Annotated in this window: 14 protein-coding genes and 2 pseudogenes; 10 read left to right on the top strand and 6 right to left on the bottom strand. The window is 43.5% G+C overall.

Features of this window, described 5'->3' with window-relative positions:
* The first annotated feature begins 88 nt into the window (after positions 1-88).
* From F6K63_RS19770 to F6K63_RS19760, 3 genes are all read left to right on the top strand, one after another.
* Positions 89-772, top strand: a complete 684-nt coding sequence (locus F6K63_RS19770; protein WP_287312963.1) for an SOS response-associated peptidase — start codon at positions 89-91, stop codon at positions 770-772.
* Positions 773-805: 33 nt separating this feature from the next.
* Positions 806-1,381 carry a Uma2 family endonuclease gene (locus F6K63_RS19765; RefSeq protein WP_008177978.1) on the top strand — a complete coding sequence of 192 codons (576 nt, stop codon included), beginning with the start codon at positions 806-808 and terminating at the stop codon, positions 1,379-1,381.
* Between the two features lie 87 nt (positions 1,382-1,468).
* On the top strand, positions 1,469-1,771 hold the full coding sequence (locus F6K63_RS19760) for a hypothetical protein (protein WP_287251408.1): 303 nt from the start codon (positions 1,469-1,471) through the stop codon (positions 1,769-1,771).
* Here the strand turns inward: F6K63_RS19760 and F6K63_RS19755 are convergent.
* Both F6K63_RS19755 and F6K63_RS19750 read right to left on the bottom strand, forming a co-directional pair.
* A complete protein-coding gene (locus tag F6K63_RS19755) occupies positions 1,749-2,183 on the bottom strand; it encodes a helix-turn-helix domain-containing protein (RefSeq protein ID WP_008177982.1) in 435 nt (144 codons plus the stop codon). The two genes, F6K63_RS19760 and F6K63_RS19755, sit on opposite strands and share 23 nt — an antisense overlap.
* Positions 2,184-2,575: 392 nt before the next feature.
* Positions 2,576-4,312, bottom strand: coding sequence for a glycosyltransferase family 39 protein (locus F6K63_RS19750; RefSeq protein ID WP_008177986.1), 1,737 nt, complete (start codon positions 4,310-4,312; stop codon positions 2,576-2,578).
* Between the two features lie 186 nt (positions 4,313-4,498).
* Here F6K63_RS19750 and F6K63_RS19745 point away from each other — a divergent pair, with 186 nt between their 5' ends.
* The 5 genes from F6K63_RS19745 (at position 4,499) to F6K63_RS19725 (ending at position 9,306) form a co-directional block, all read left to right on the top strand.
* Complete coding sequence (locus tag F6K63_RS19745; protein ID WP_008177988.1) at positions 4,499-5,446, top strand: class I SAM-dependent methyltransferase; 948 nt, start codon at positions 4,499-4,501, stop codon at positions 5,444-5,446.
* Positions 5,447-6,221: 775 nt separating this feature from the next.
* A complete protein-coding gene (locus F6K63_RS19740) occupies positions 6,222-6,353 on the top strand; it encodes a hypothetical protein (RefSeq protein ID WP_008177993.1) in 132 nt (43 codons plus the stop codon).
* 83 nt (positions 6,354-6,436) lie between these two features.
* Positions 6,437-6,583 carry a hypothetical protein gene (locus F6K63_RS19735; protein WP_287312962.1) on the top strand — a complete coding sequence of 49 codons (147 nt, stop codon included), beginning with the start codon at positions 6,437-6,439 and terminating at the stop codon, positions 6,581-6,583.
* 645 nt (positions 6,584-7,228) lie between these two features.
* A complete protein-coding gene (locus F6K63_RS19730) occupies positions 7,229-8,110 on the top strand; it encodes a hypothetical protein (RefSeq protein ID WP_008177995.1) in 882 nt (293 codons plus the stop codon).
* Positions 8,111-8,901: 791 nt separating this feature from the next.
* A complete protein-coding gene (locus F6K63_RS19725) occupies positions 8,902-9,306 on the top strand; it encodes a hypothetical protein (RefSeq protein ID WP_287312961.1) in 405 nt (134 codons plus the stop codon).
* 1,256 nt (positions 9,307-10,562) lie between these two features.
* On the opposite strand, the pseudogene F6K63_RS37920 reads toward F6K63_RS19725, so the two are convergent.
* Both F6K63_RS37920 and F6K63_RS37915 read right to left on the bottom strand, forming a co-directional pair.
* Positions 10,563-10,676 (bottom strand): annotated as a pseudogene (locus F6K63_RS37920) (IS1 family transposase); the annotation flags it as partial.
* Between the two features lie 107 nt (positions 10,677-10,783).
* Positions 10,784-10,939, bottom strand: a pseudogene (locus tag F6K63_RS37915) (IS1 family transposase); the annotation flags it as partial.
* A gap of 522 nt (positions 10,940-11,461) precedes the next feature.
* On the opposite strand from F6K63_RS37915, the gene F6K63_RS19715 reads away from it, so the two are divergent.
* Complete coding sequence (locus F6K63_RS19715; RefSeq protein ID WP_287312960.1) at positions 11,462-12,694, top strand: hypothetical protein; 1,233 nt, start codon at positions 11,462-11,464, stop codon at positions 12,692-12,694.
* Positions 12,695-13,286: 592 nt separating this feature from the next.
* Here F6K63_RS19715 and F6K63_RS19710 read toward each other — a convergent pair.
* Both F6K63_RS19710 and F6K63_RS19705 read right to left on the bottom strand, forming a co-directional pair.
* On the bottom strand, positions 13,287-13,871 hold the full coding sequence (locus F6K63_RS19710; protein WP_287312959.1) for a Uma2 family endonuclease: 585 nt from the start codon (positions 13,869-13,871) through the stop codon (positions 13,287-13,289).
* A gap of 72 nt (positions 13,872-13,943) precedes the next feature.
* Positions 13,944-15,131: an ArsB/NhaD family transporter gene (locus F6K63_RS19705; RefSeq protein WP_287312958.1), complete on the bottom strand. Its 1,188-nt coding sequence runs from the start codon at positions 15,129-15,131 to the stop codon at positions 13,944-13,946.
* A gap of 55 nt (positions 15,132-15,186) precedes the next feature.
* Between F6K63_RS19705 and F6K63_RS19700 the strand changes: the two genes are divergently transcribed.
* Positions 15,187-15,318: a hypothetical protein gene (locus tag F6K63_RS19700; protein ID WP_287312957.1), complete on the top strand. Its 132-nt coding sequence runs from the start codon at positions 15,187-15,189 to the stop codon at positions 15,316-15,318.
* Positions 15,319-15,386: the final 68 nt, after the last annotated feature.

Raw genomic sequence — 15,386 nt, 5'->3', positions numbered from 1 at the left:
TCGCTTAATAGCAGGCTTGCTGGTTTGTAGCACTCAGGACGGATAACTTGCTTCTAAAATAGTACATAAATACTAAATCACGTCCAGTATGTGTGGTAGATTCACCCTGACAACTATAGGGGTAAGCCTAGCGCGAGCTTTTGATTTAGATGATGTGCCAACCCAGGAGGCTAGTTACAATATTGCCCCTACTCAGCTGGTGGCAACAGTATTAAACCCCTCAACTGAGACTGAGCGACAATGGCAATTGTTACGTTGGGGTTTGATTCCTAGTTGGGCAAAGGATATAAAAATTGGTGCAAAGCTGATTAATGCTAGAACAGAAACGGTAGCAGAAAAGCCAGCATTTCGCAGTGCATTCCGTCGTCGGCTTTGCTTGGTTGTAGCGGATGGTTTTTATGAGTGGCGAAGACAGGATGGCAAGAAGCAACCGTTGTATTTCCATATGAAAGATAAGCGTCCGTTTGCTTTTGCAGGACTTTGGGAACTTTGGAAAAATCCAACGGGTGAGATAATTGCTTCTTGTACAATTATAACCACAGTAGCTAATGACATTATCAGTCCGCTCCATGATCGAATGCCAGTCATATTAGAACCTAGGGATTATGATTTATGGCTGCATCATCAGGTAAGTCAACGGGAGCTATTGCAGCCACTACTGATTCCCTATGATGCCCAGAAGATGAGTGTTTATCCCGTTAGCACTACTGTGAATAATGTCAGAAATAATAGTCCTGAGTGTATCATCCCTGTGGAACTTGATAATAATTAAAATAGTCCCTACAATTCTACATTTTAAATCACCATGACTGCTTTTACAGTAAGTTTCAACTCTATTATTGAACTGACTGATGACCAATTTTATAAGTTATGTCGAAATAACCCGGAAATAAAATTTGAGCGCAATGCCAAGGGAGAAGTGATTATCATGTCACCTACTGGTGGAGAAACTGGTAACCATAATGCTGAAATCATCATCGATTTAGGTATTTGGAATCGAAAAGCTAAATTAGGGGTTTGTTTTGACTCTTCGACGTGCTTTAAACTCCCTAATGGTGCTGACCGTTCTCCGGATGTAGCGTGGATTAAACAACAACGCTGGGATGCACTTAAACCAGAGCAACGCCAGAAGTTTCCACCGATTTGCCCGGATTTTGTGCTAGAATTAATGTCTCCAACTGATCGGTTAACGGTGACTCAAGCCAAGATGGAGGAATATCTAAAAAATGGGGTAAGTCTGGGCTGGTTAATTAATCCTCAAGCACGGCAAGTGGAAATTTATCGACCAGGTCAAGTTGTGGAGGTGTTGGAGTCTCCTAAAACTTTATCAGGGGAGGAGGTTTTGCCTGGGTTTGTCCTGGATTTACACTATCTTTGGTAAATATAAAATTTTACTTTCGTCACTCATCACCTGCCGCTGGAATAATAATTTTTTAAACATTCAACACTAGTTTTCTAGAGGTCTGCTATGGGTCGTGCGTCAAAACTAAAACAACAACGTCGCCAAGAATCTCACGACGGTACTAACAGCACTTCATCCCGACCTAGGTACGTATTATTTGAATCCAATAGCTCTAATTACCTAGCTTCATTAGAGTTATTAGGTGGGATGGAACGGTTAAATTGGTGTCCTCATGCAGGGGGAGCACTCAAATTTGATTCCTTCAGTCAAGCCCAAGCCAAAGCTAAGCGGATTGCTAAGCAAAGAGGATACAGCCTAGAAGTGGTTGAGCTTAATTTTGAACATGTTAATACTGACCAAAAACCTTAGTTACAACCTCCACATTAGGCTCAACCTCTATCCAAAGGGTGGCACCACTATTCTTGGGAGATTCTGGTCTATAGACTAACCGGGATGGCCCGCTGATTTCTACATAATGACAGTTGATATCGCGATTACCCCGTTTAACTGTAATCACTGGGTCTGTTGTATGGTTTTGTTGATTCTTTTGAAGTACTTCCTCGTTGAGGTAGATGTGAGTCAGGGATTTGCTGGGCTGTTTTCTCCAGGAGCCTTGTGGTCCTCGGCTACCGGGAACTATCTTGGGCATACCGTTATATAGCGGAATCCGCCAAAAGCGACCAACTTTTTCGGCTCCTTGAATTCTGCCCTCTTTCAGGAGTTGGCGAACTCGTTGAGGACAAATACCTAGAAGATAGGCGGCTTGGGTGGTATCTATCATGATCGGGCAACTTACTCTAGCGCTATTAATTTATTCGGAAATATACCATACAATTACAGCAATTGCCAAGTTTTATAGGGAACAGGGAATCGGGAATCGGGAATCGGGAATCGGGAATCGGGAACAGGGAACAGCGGATCTGGGCACAGCGGATCTGGGCACAGGGAAGAGAGACTATTAAGTATTAAGTATTAAGGATTAAGTATTAAGGATTAGGAATTAAGCCAGAAGTCTTGAATCGATTAATAAACGTTTAGCAAAATGGCTGATTTATCTGCAGGAAGTACGATAAAAATCAGCAAAAATATCTTTAACTATACCAAATTATCGAAAACTATTTATTCCCTCTCCCCCCACACTCCGAACACTCCACCCTCTCCCGACACTCTTCCCTATTTCCTGCCCTCAGCCCCATGCTTCTCACAAGAATACCGTCGAAATCGATAACCAGGGACTTTAGATATAGATTGTTTATCCTTAATACAACCTTGGGCTTTTAACTCAACAGAGGCAGAAAAATTGACTACCCACAATTCTAAAGGTTTGGGCAGTTGAGCCACAGTTTTTTGCAGGGTTTCTGTAGCTACCCTTGGCTCGGTGTCTTTATGTGCCAAAAGAAACTGGGGTGAATTAATGGCAGTATCAACTACTTTGCGACGGTTCAATTCCCAAGCTAACCCCATCATTTCTCCTGTTTGTTCATGGCTTTTGTGAACTGTAGCAATCAGGACTGGCAGGGATTGAGACTGGAAATCACTAATCTCTAAGATTTTAGCGATCGCAAGATCTGGTCGATCGGCTTTTTGGTAACTCACATGGGATGCCACTATCACTCCACCTACCAATCCCATCAACAGGATTAGTGCTACCCATTGCTGATCTTTCCCTTGGGCAGCTCTCCAACAACTGGCAAAGCTTGCTGCTAGTAACATAATTACGATGGGGAAGTAGACAAACTGGTAACGAGCGGCTAAGGTCAAATCAATGCCAAGACCGTAAGTGATTAATAAGAATAATGCGATCGCTCCCAGGACGAAACCGCCCAAAACCTGAGTCATGACCTTAGTCTGGGAGTGTAACCTCTGAATTCTGATTCCTCGACGCAACAGTTGCCCTATCAAGAGCACTAATATTACTGTTACTAGTCCAGAGGCGACCATAATCGGTAGGGATTGCCCTTCTACTGGCAGCATCACTACCATAGTGATCAGCCAAGACAAGAGTCTAGCTACCGGTTCGAGCAAATTGCTGAGGGTTGTGTCTTGGTGAACCCACTCTGTCAAACGATTACTGGAGGGGCGTGGCAAAATTGGCAGCCAAACTAAGACTCCCATTAATGTCCCGAGGGCCACCGCGTAAATTCGCCACCAGTACTTCCAAGAAAATACTGAACCCCCTGACCCAATCCGCAACCCAAGCATTACCAGTCCTACAGCTGCGATCACCAGGACGAAAAAGTAATGGACAGCTATGCCCAAGCTATTGACAATAACCCAGATTAATGCTATGTAAATCGGGAAGGGCGTCTGCCGTTGAAGCGATCGCGTAGCGTACACCAAACAACTGACTGAAGCGATAACCAATAGAATCCCTAGAGTGTAGTGTCGAGCTTCTTGAGCCAGATAAATGCCATAGGGTGAAACAGCCATCAGTGCTGCTGCGAAGTGACCCACCAGGCAAGAACGAAACCCTAACCAACCTAACCCAAACATGGCTGGAATTGAAATCACTCCCAGTAGCACACTCAAGGATCGCGCTACCCACAGGGATACCAATTCCCCATGGCCTGGAAACAGCTTCAGCCACAGATGGGTTAGGACGAAGTACAGTGGTGGGTGATTACTCTCCGTGATTAGGTTATTAATAACGGAATTGATGCTAGCACTAGAGTTCGGTTTGAGGGGAGCTAACAGGGTATCTGACGTAATCACCTGATCCAGCGGTACGCTCCGAAAACTATTGCCCAGGCTAAACACTAGGGTGGCAAATTCATCTGACCAGGGGGGTTTTCCGGCCAGATAGGTAAACCGTAAACCTGCTGCGATCGCTATCCACACCAGCAGTAATAGAACTATGACCCAACTACTCCAGCTTTTGTCCACTTGGGATTTTGGGTTGTTAAGAATCATTAGTCATTAATTCTCTTTGTAGCTAGGAATCAAGGTAACGTTTTCCCAAACTACTTTATTATCGTTGATGCCACTGTTTAGTTACTTTAACTGAAATCGGTGCTGGGGCAGAGGAATAATACCGCGCAATCATACCGCTATGAAATAATTAGATGAGCTAATCATTGGGATAATTTTTGAATACTGATGAAGGACAAGCTCAAACCAGACTGGGCGGGGGATGACTTACTCTCCCGGTTCGTTAATCTGTTGATCGACACCAAGCCGATCTACAAGGTGATGCAACACCAGGCCAGGCAGGTGCTAATTAAAACCGCAGAAAAAAATGGGATTGAGTGGCGGAAAAACTACCAGGAGTTAGAAAAATCAGGAGCGAAGACCTTACTATCCGAGATTACTAACCCTAGCCTGGTCTACCCAGACTACTACAAAGTCCCTTTCCATGCTTATGACCAGGGAAACCTATGCTGGGAAGCTGCCTTTGAAGCTGCCAGTGCTACCCAGGCTATGGGGTTGAGGGTTTGGCCCAAAGAAAAACTTACTTGGCTTTCGGCACAAGAGCGATTACGAAGTAGTTTTCATCAAGTACTAGGAGAGTATAATCCCGAGATAGTCACAGATGTGCTAGACATTGGCTGCTCAGTAGGGATATCTACCTTAGCGCTACACCGCTACTACTCCAGGATCAAAAAGGGCAAAATCCGCACCGTTGGGTTAGACTTATCCCCTTATATGCTGGCTGTGGCCAAGACCATGGATCAGACAGCAGAAATATCCGAATGGATCCATGGCAAAGGAGAGGAAACCAGTTTACCAGACAATTCCTTTGATGTGGTCACCTTACAGTTGGTTCTTCATGAACTACCGCACCAAGCAACAGAGGAAATTTTTTCCGAAGCGCTACGTATTCTACGACCTGGTGGCTGCCTTGGTGTTGTAGATAATAATCCTGCCTCCCCAGTCATCCAGAATCTGCCCCCTGCACTGTTTGTGTTGATGAAAAGTACAGAACCTTGGAGTGATGACTACTACAGCTTTGATGTGGAAGGGGCGATGATTAAAGTTGGTTTTGACTATCAGACCACGGTAGCCAGCGATCCTCGTCACCGCACTATTATTGCTACAAAACCGTAAGCTATAGCAGTCGCCAGGGCAGTTAGGACATGACAAAAGTCTCACACCCAAAGTAAGCGCAAGAGTTTGACTTCTGACTTCTGACTTCTGACTTCTGACTTCTGACTTCTGCTATATCAGCTATCAGCTATCAGCTATCAGCTATCAGCTATCAGCTATCAGCTATTGCGCGTAGGGCATATGCTTACACAAAACCTGCTTGAGGTGAGTGGGTGAAGTGTGGGGAGTTTGGGAAGTCAAATCAGCAACTCTTGTCCACTGTTACCTGATCTCTGTTCCCAAATCCGCTGATCCCTGTTCCCGACTTCTGAAAGAAATCTAAAGGTTGTAGCAATTCCTCTTGATGCAGTGGCTAATCTAGCGTTTTTTAGCCTAATGAGGTACACATAATTTTTTACCTCTTCCCTCTTATGACTTTACTGCTTCCTGGTCCCTGGTCCCTGGTCCCTGGTCCCTGGTCCCTGGTCCCTGGTCCCTGGTCCCTGGTCCCTGGTCCCTGGTCCCTAAAACTTGTACCTTACTAGCTTGAAAACCGCTAGAGTAATAATTACGAGTCAATCCCAAATGAACTAGTTTGGGATTGACTCGCTGTTTGCAGCTTCCTGTGCCGTTCAAAGGTGCTGTAAAAACAACCCAGTTAGGTTATATAAGTAAGGATATGAAAAAATCAGTATAATTTTTATAAATTTATCATGAAGACTACCCAAATTTTTTGAAAGCTTTTTTGAACTAAATGTGAAGATTTGGTTAATTGTGAAAAAAAAGTAAAAATTTGGTGAATCAAGTCCAGGTGGTTGTCGAGTTTCCTAGTCTTGCCCAACCTGAGTTCGACATCACCAACTTTATCCAGGAGTCAGGAGCTTCGATTCAGGATTCAGGAGCCATAATAACTGAATTTTATAGTTAATTTGGAATTAATCAGAGTTTAATGGGCAATTAACCTATGTATTCTCCCAATAACTTCTGAATTATTCTCCTGAATTCTTAATTATGTCTCCTATATCCTCAAAAAACCAGCCAATTTCTTACATAAAACTGAGGTTGTCCAAGACCGATTGCCCAAGACCGATTGCCCAAGACCGATTGCCCATGCTGGGATTTTGGCATCAACAGGCTCGGGGTAGACTCATAATCTAATCCCTTTACCCTTTCCCCTTTGCCCTGATAACTGCGGCGAAGTCTAATCAGCGCCCAAAGCCGCTTAGGCCAAAGCAGGGGCAGAATTTAGGGCAGCACTATGGTATTGATTGGACTAATAGCAGTCAAACCGAATTGGACTAATAGCCATCGGAGGAGGATATCCTGATCTGGTCAGCCTTGGGGTTTATCACCTTTCTCGTCAGAGAGATAACATAAAAGGAGTTCTTGCCAGCAGCACCTACACTAGGAGGTGGGACCCTAGGGCGATTTACTCGCCCTAGGAGGCGCGCACCTATGGAAATTTATAGCCACCATCTACGAGGTCTTCTGGTTATGATCACAGATCTGTCCCAATTGGGATCAGGACTGAAACAGGTTGTTAGGACTAATCAGGGGGATGTTGATAGAAGGGATTACTGGCTATCAGCAGGTGCGCTTGACCTTGGCGAATTTAATTCGCCAAGGTCAAGCGCACCTATAGAAAGTATGGGGTTGGTGACACTCGATGGCAATCAGGCGAAGCCAAGCTGTCAGTTGTATCGTCTCTATTTTCGTCTTGCAGTTGGCAGGGAAGGTATTCGAACCATTTCCTAGATTTCTTTAGATGTCTTTTGTTAAGAACAAACACAATCACTATTAATTATGTCAGAAATTCTAACACTAATCAAAAAACCAGAGATTCCCAGGAAATTAGTAAAACCATCTCAACCAATTGAACTAATTCAGCCATCAGAACCAAAGTTTATGGCTGTTGGGGTTGTAACTGGTGAGGTAGATTTGTCTGAGAAAATTCCTACCATTACCATTCAGGGTAAGGCTTACCCACTCTTTTTTCTGCTTAAGCACAACCGGAAAAGGTATGTGCTGGATATTCTCAAGGGGCACATAGAGGCCGGAAACCGAGAGCATCGCCTCGTGGTATATCCTAAGCCGATCCACTTCCCAGACAGGAACAAATTCCAGGATATCCGGTTTGAGGTAATTGGGATTTTACAGGAAGACAGACCCCATGCTTGGGCTGAAGCGATTGGCAATGGGTATTTCATCTTGGCTGGATTGTGGCAGTTCATCCCTGTTTGTAAAGTTCCCTGTGTGTCAGTCTTTAGGAACCACAGTGAACAATTAGTGAACTATCTCAAAAGCCACCAGGCTACAGAAAGAACTCGGGTACTCAAAGCTGGTCACTGTCCATTATTCTGGCGGGACTCCTCGGTCAAACCATTCCGATTCAATCCTAAGCTCAAGGAGCAGGGCAAGCCAAAATTCATCCAGGTCAAAGCCCGATTCCTTCCCCACAAAAATGCCTTCGCGTTTGTGGAAGAATTGGCACCCCCAATGGATCAGCCTCCACGGTTCTGCAAAGTTCGGAAAGAAGATAAGCAGGAAGCCTTGGCGGAAGCTAAGAAAAGAGCTGCTGAAATGGCTGAAAAAAGAGCTGCTGAAAGTTCTGAAAGTCCTGAAAAAACAGCTGCTGAAAGTCCTAAAAAAAGACCTGCTGAAGGTCCTGAACGTCCTGAAAGTTGAGTACTTCTATTCACAATACCAACTGTGCTCAGTACCAACCCAACGCCCAGTCGAGCCGTTGAGACTTGACTGCTGAGGCGTTTGGTGCTGGCAAGGCTGGTAGGGTGATAGTTAAGACTTAAGCACAAGTCAGGTAAGCCAGCGCTGTCGGATAACTTGGTTGACTGACTATATATTTTCCAGAGCTTAACTATAGCGCTAGTATAAACCACGAGTAACTATAGCGGTTTTCAATTAGGTGAGGTACATTTTTATAGGGAGCAGGCAGCAGGGAACAGGGAACAGTGATAGGAATTATTTGACCAACGACTTTACTTAATATAGCCAATCATTGATAATAATAAGTTATAATTAAGGGTTAACCTATTTTATTAAGGTTTAGGGTATTGCTTTGACAAGGATGCGATCGCAACTGCCCCCGTTGGTACTTTTCTGTCAAAAAGCGAAGCATCCGCAGTTTCTGTACTTAATTTTGGTACTTAAGAGTAATTATCTCTGATTATCTTCTATTTTCTTGACAATGAAATATCCCTGCTCTTAGAATCGCGAATGGCGCAGGAGTTCTTGAACCGAACTCCAATCTTTTCCAAAGTCCGATGGGGCAGGAAACCTGACTATTCCTGAATTCCCCGGAACCAGAAGCCACAAGGAGACCCTATGGTTCAGTCTTTCGAGTGCTCAATCCAAATTGACCCGGCCTTAAGGGGATGGCAGACTTGAGGGTCTCCATCATCTCGACCGTCCTGTCCCTTTAACATCAGGCCAAAATTCGTAAAATCATTAATTCAAACATGCTAAAGACAACATTCAACCGCTTCAAGCCAGCTGCTCTTCCCTTGAAGAAAGCACTCTCAAGACTGGCACTTGGTCTAGGGACCCTGCTCTTTGCCGCAGTGGCAGTATTCTGTGTCACAGCTCCCACGGCTTTAGCAGCAACGGTAGAACCATTGCATGGAATACAAATTACTGAAAAAAGTGTCACGATCGTAGTGACGAGCAACGGCTGCACGCAGAAAGAGGACTTCACAACCATATTGGCAAAATCCCAGCCTCCCATTGTTACCTTCATCCGCCTGAAACCGGATCTTTGTAAAGGTGTTTCCCGTCCCTACCCGATTCAGTTCTCGCTGTCGGAAGTGGGTGCGAAAGAGTTTAAATTGGCCAATCTCTTTGTACCTTCCGCCAGTTTCTATTAGCGGCGGAAGTTCTTAAAACAGGACTCTAAGTCGAAAAAAATGTCACAAACTGCCTGGTGAGATCGTTTTAGTTATAGAGCGACATAGCTAACTTTGGGGTAGGCGAGTGTGGCGAACACGAGTTAAACCTTGTTTAACTCTTACCCGATGGTCTCAATTCAAAAATTCCATAGGTGCGCTTTCCGCATTAAGAATTAAATTCGCCACGGGTCGCACCTGCTGAAATTCCTCCCGATGCTGACGTTACAGTAGAGCGCGGGAGGAATTTTTTAGCTTCCGGCAAAAGAAGCCCCACAACGAACATGCGCAGCATGAGTGTTTAAAGTTACCGTAAGATAGTGGAGCTTTTATGGTTAGTCGGTTATGCGTAAAAGAGGTGCGACCCGTGGCGAATTTAATTCGCCTACGGAAAGCGCACCTTTGGTTAAATCTTTTGTAATAAAGCGACCCTATCTAAGGTTTCGTCTCCAGGGATGAATTTTGCACAGAGTCTTTCACTTTAGACCAATCGATGTGTTATACTGGAAATACTGACTTTCAAAGCCGTTCGCGTAGCGTGGCCAAAGGCCATAAATGCTGGGAAGTTGGTCAAACATTATTAAACAAAAGACCAAGAAAACAGAGCGGCAGCGATGCAGCGCGGTCTTGGGGGTTTCCCCCATGAGCGACTGCATCAAGAGAGGGCAGTCCGTTCTTAAAGCCCAGCGCCTCCTAAGCAATAGCTGGATTGGCGCTTGTTGCCCACACTGAACTCAAAGAGTCAGTGTGGGAGCTGTCACAGGGTATGCTATAATAAGTGCTAATTTGGGGTTGCATCATTGCGGGATGATTGAGAAAACTAGGAAACGAAATGTCCTAAATACCAATCAACCCATATCCGTAAGAATAGTCACGGTCGAGGTAAACGAAATTACCTCAAATTTGCTGAAGTCAATTTATTGAATCCTATTCCACCAAGGCTTATTCAGCCGAAGTGAATAAAAATTGTCGTAACTGCTCACCCCAGGTGAGCAGTTACAGCGAAACAGAGCGAATACTTTCAAAGTGTAATAGACATAAACATCAATAAGAATTGTAAAAAAATCACATTAGTATTGGTACTTTTAGGTTATACAAGTGTTAGACATCTAAATTTAGAATACCCAGTAAATCTGTCATAGTTTGTTTAACAGAAAGCTGGCACACCTAACCAGTTAACCATGTTTATAACAATAGTGTTGATTGGACGTGTGTGATAGTTATTATAATTTTGGTAGTCATGCACAGTAATAATAACGTGATCGTACCCGAGAATTATAGTGATGGATAAAGTACCAGATAGCACCAATGTGGTTGGACAGCTTTTTAGAGAAAGACAGAGTTTTACGAAGGGATAAATTCGTTGTATAATGGTGTTGTTTAGTCTTTAAATATAACTTGTTTAACCAGATTATTTGCCCACATAAATACCACATTTAATTCAGTAGGATAATTAGCTTTACCTTCTTTTTTTTGTCACCTTGACTTGTCGAGGAGTCTCTTGATAGTTTTGATTTACATAATTGTGAAGCCATCTAATAGACACACCTGTAGATGGAGCAATTCCCGCCAAGGTAATTTTCTCCAACAGCAGACGATCAATTAAGTCTTTCGTGGTTGTTTAAATGGGCTTATATTGAGAGTATTAACCAAATTTAAAACCGCAATAAAAACATTTAAATATTTGTTTTTAATAGTATTTTTTTAGGTTTTAATTAAACGATATATCTCGCAATCGTGACAAGAAATGTTGTTATTAACAGAAGTTAAATTTGACCTGAGGGGGTGACATGATCCCTAAAAAGCTTATTATATAAGGCTTTGAGGCGAATAAGCTCATGGAAGATACAGTCCCAAATTAACCCTTGATTCATTTTCTGAAAGCTCAAACCCTTATAACTACGTTCAATGTCAGCCCAAAACAGAATGTATCTTTTTGTAAATTACGGGCTGGAATTATTACCCAGTAAGGATTTAAGCTTGCATGTCACCCCCCCAGAAATTTGACTTATGTACTAACTGTGCATAAATACCGGATTTTTTGAATAGCTGTAATTAGGGTTGATTTCTAGATTAATTGGGATAACTATACTATAGCCGTGTTTGGCAATTATGATAAGCTTAAAGGAGAGATTGTATGCACATCAAATCAAAAGTGGTAGCGATCACCTGCATTTTTTTAGGACTTCTTGTATCCGGTAATAGCTGCACTAAATTTGGCTTAGACGATCCAACCCTAGACATTCTAGACAAGGCGATCGAGGAACTACGCCAACAGCCTGAACGCTGGGAAAAAACAATGATTAATGCAACTCAACAGCTAGAGAAATCTGGGAGCAAGCTTTCCGAGCAAGTAGCCAAAGATGTTCGGGACACCTACAACAGTATTCTGGGACAGACAGGCAATGAATTTTCCTGTCGTTCTGATTTTGTGGCAGAGAGATTACAACAACGACTCCAATCCATCGGCTACAGATTAGATTCAAACCGCTTTGCTCAACCTGTGGTCTCTCCGGTAATTTGCTCTACCAATCCCGGCAACTCAATTACAATCGATACTCAGCTAATTTCCTATTATGGATTTGACTTTCTAGAGTTTAAGGCTTTGAAGCCATTTCGGGCTTACCTGCAATATGCAGATGGCGAGGAAGTAGAACAAGTTGGGATTGCCGCGCCATCAACCAACTATCAACTAAATCTAGATATACAAAGCCCAAGGGTCAAAGAGAAAATGCAGGAACTAGACCGAAACAGGCAACCACAAATCGTAATCAAGTGGGGAGAGCAAACCAAAGAGCAATCGATTTTACCGATTATCTTGCCAAAAGCGAAACTTCCCAAGCGAAAGTATGAGGTGGTCGGTAAAATTGGCCCGTTTGGTGGACATTGGGGAAGTTGGGGGAATCAGGTACAATGCCCAACAGATCAATGGGTATTAGGGGGTGAACTTAAAGTAGAACCTAAACAGGGGCGGGGTGATGACACAGCCCTCAATGGCATCTACCTCCGGTGTGGCACCCAGGGAGACCGAGCGAGAACTACGGAAATTGCCTCAGCAGCAGGGCCGTGGGGAAAGAAATTTGAATTAGGAACTTGTAAAAGCGGATATGTCATTGGCGCTCGGCTGAGGATTGAACCTAAACAAGGCTCTGGCGATGATACGGGTGGTGTAGATGCACAGTTTTGGTGTGAAGATGAAACCTCTTTGCAAACTTCCTATCGATTGGATTGGGGTGGATGGTCAAGCCGTCAAAGCTGCCCACGTCAGAGCGCCATTTGTGGCCTCAAGACCAGGGTGGAGTCTAGTCAGAGAAGAGGAGATGATACAGCGCTAAATGATGCCGAGTTCACCTGTTGTTCTCTGCCTTAATATTGTTGAATAGAAAAAGGGAATTATTGCCCCCATTCAAGCCTGATCGGTTACTTACTCTGTCCCCCACAATAACTGTGAAAGCTGCGGGATGATTAAGGTAACGTGATTGAGTAGCGATCGCACACCAAGATGCCAGACTCCACCACCACCCTCCTCAGCTTATTGAGAGTTTAGTAGGGTGAGCAAGTGGAGACTAATTCTCAATGTTGACTTTAACACTCACCTTGTCCACCCTAATTAATTGTGGCTTGCCTAGAGTTTGGTGGGCAAAAACTAATAGAGTTTTTCCATTAAGCTTATAGGCGAGAAATTTTTGCCCACCCTACCATTATAGCTTTTTGCCCACCTAGTGATCACCAAAGCTAGTAGGGTGGGCAAAAACTAATAGAGTTTTTCCATTAAGCTTATAGGCGAGAAATTTTTGCCCACCCTACCATTATAGCTTCAAAGTCATCTCCAGCCCAATAATTCAGGCTAGTTTGGTGGGCAAAAACTAATAGAGTTTTTCCATTAAGCTTATAAGCGTACGCTTTTTGCCCACCCTACCATTATAGCTAAACTTCAATCATACCATTATAATAGCTAAACTTCAATCCAATAGCCAACTAAACAAATCTCCCACAGTAATGCTTAACTCCCTAGCAAAGGATGGCACAGGAAGTTGCTCGGATGATTGATCAAACACTTCCATCTGCTGTTTTGGACGATAAACGAAAACCGTTTGCTCCTCTGGATCAATCAACCAGCCCATTGCCGTCCCATACGTTAAAAAATGGAGAATATTCTTTGTCACCTTAGTTTGACTTTGGTCAGGTGAAAGAATCTCAATTGTCCAATCAGGCGCTGCCTGGAAAACATTGGCAATTTCGCCATTGTCATCACGAGGAATTCTCTGGGAAACAAACACAGATACATCGGGAACGGTTGAGCGTCCACCAAAAGTACACCGAAGTTCTGGAAAAGCACGAGCAATTCGTTCTTGCTTCACCACTAGATTAATAGCAGTAACCAATTCCCCTTGAATTGTGCTGTGTTTTCCCTGTGGCATTGGTTTCTGAACAATTTGTCCATCAATATACTCACTAGCAGGTTTGGTTTCTGGTAGTTTGAGAAACGCTTCCAATGACACTAATTTTGATTTTTTATTTGGAGAGTTTTGAGTAATCATTGTCATTGGTCACAAACCCCATTGAATTACTATTTATAGTCTATAGCATTTTTAGTTAAGATGTGAACATAAATATAATCAAGCAATCAGCCAGGGTAACCAAATTGCTAAACTAAGCAAGCTGACAAACAAAACTGGCATGGTAAGAATAAAACTTAAGCGAATATAATAAACCCAACTGATTTGGAGTCCTCTAAAAGCCAATACATTCAACCAAAGTAGAGTTGATAAACTTCCTAATGGAGTAATTTTTGCTCCTAAATTGCACCCAATTAAATTCCCGTATATCATCACTTCTTTGACAGCTGGTTCAATATCCGTAATGCTTTCAATTGCCTTAGCATTCAGCAGTACTGTTGGTAAATTATTGAGTACACTAGCAAGAAATGTGGCTAAGAAACCACTACCACTAGCTGCTAAGGTGAGTCCCCAATTAGAAAGGATTTCCAACCGCTGGCTCAACAGAGCAGTTATGCCCAGATTGTCCAAACCGATGCTGAATAGAAACAGCACTAGGATAAGTAAAATAATTCGCCATGGCAGTTGACCTGCTAGCTGTAAGATATAACTAAGTCTACTAGCCCGACCGTTAAGGGAACGTGCTGCTAATGCCACCATCACTAAAGCTGCCATAGCAGCAATCCAGGCAATGGGGAAATTTAGCACTTTTGCCAACAAGTAGCCGATTAGGAGTAGTCCTAAAATAGGAAAACTCAATTTAAAGATTAAGGAATCTCGAATCGCACGATTAGGTGGTGGTAGACGGGCAAGGTTATAGGTCAGGGGGATTTGGGGTTCAAAATAGAACCAAAGAATGATGATACTAGTAGCTATTGTGGCAACGGTTACGGGCAACATCACCATCACATAGCGCAACCAGGAAATCTCTAAATAATCAACATAAATCAGATTTACTGGATTACTCATTGGCAGTAGTAAGCTAGCGGCATCGGTAATAAAACCACTAGTAAACACAAATGCCAGAGTAGCTTTGGCACTAAAGCCGAGCAGCAGCAAAATTTCCATCACAGCAGCTGTCCAGACTATGGTCGTGGCGAGGTTAGTAAACACATTGCTCAATAACATCCCCACTAGGATCACTAAGGAGAAAAGCAAATGGCCACGACCACATCCCCAATTAGCTATGTGAAGCGCTAACCACCGAAACCAACCTGCTTGACCTAAACTTAGGGCAAGAATAATTAGAGCAATGAGGGTGAAAGTGGCGTTTCCAACTCTCGCCCAGGCTATGGGAATATTCTGCAATAGCAAAGGGAGTAGGGAGTAGGGAGTAGGGAGTAGCGATGCAGAGGTGCGACCCGTGGCGAATTTAATTCGCCAACGGAAAGCGCACCTAAGCGCTCATGGGGGTTCCCCCCATGAGCGACTGCATCAAGACGGGAGTAGGGAACAAAAATTGTCACAATTCCTACACGCATCCCTATATAACTAATAACTAATTACACTAATTACTGGTAATCCGATGCTAGGGATAAGTGATCATTTTATGGTACTATCAAC

It is taken from the genome of Moorena sp. SIO1G6 (genome assembly GCF_010672795.1).
Classification (GTDB): domain Bacteria; phylum Cyanobacteriota; class Cyanobacteriia; order Cyanobacteriales; family Coleofasciculaceae; genus Moorena; species Moorena producens.
The sequence above is the reverse complement of the archived record's forward strand: the minus strand, read 5'-3'. Positions and strand labels throughout refer to the sequence as shown.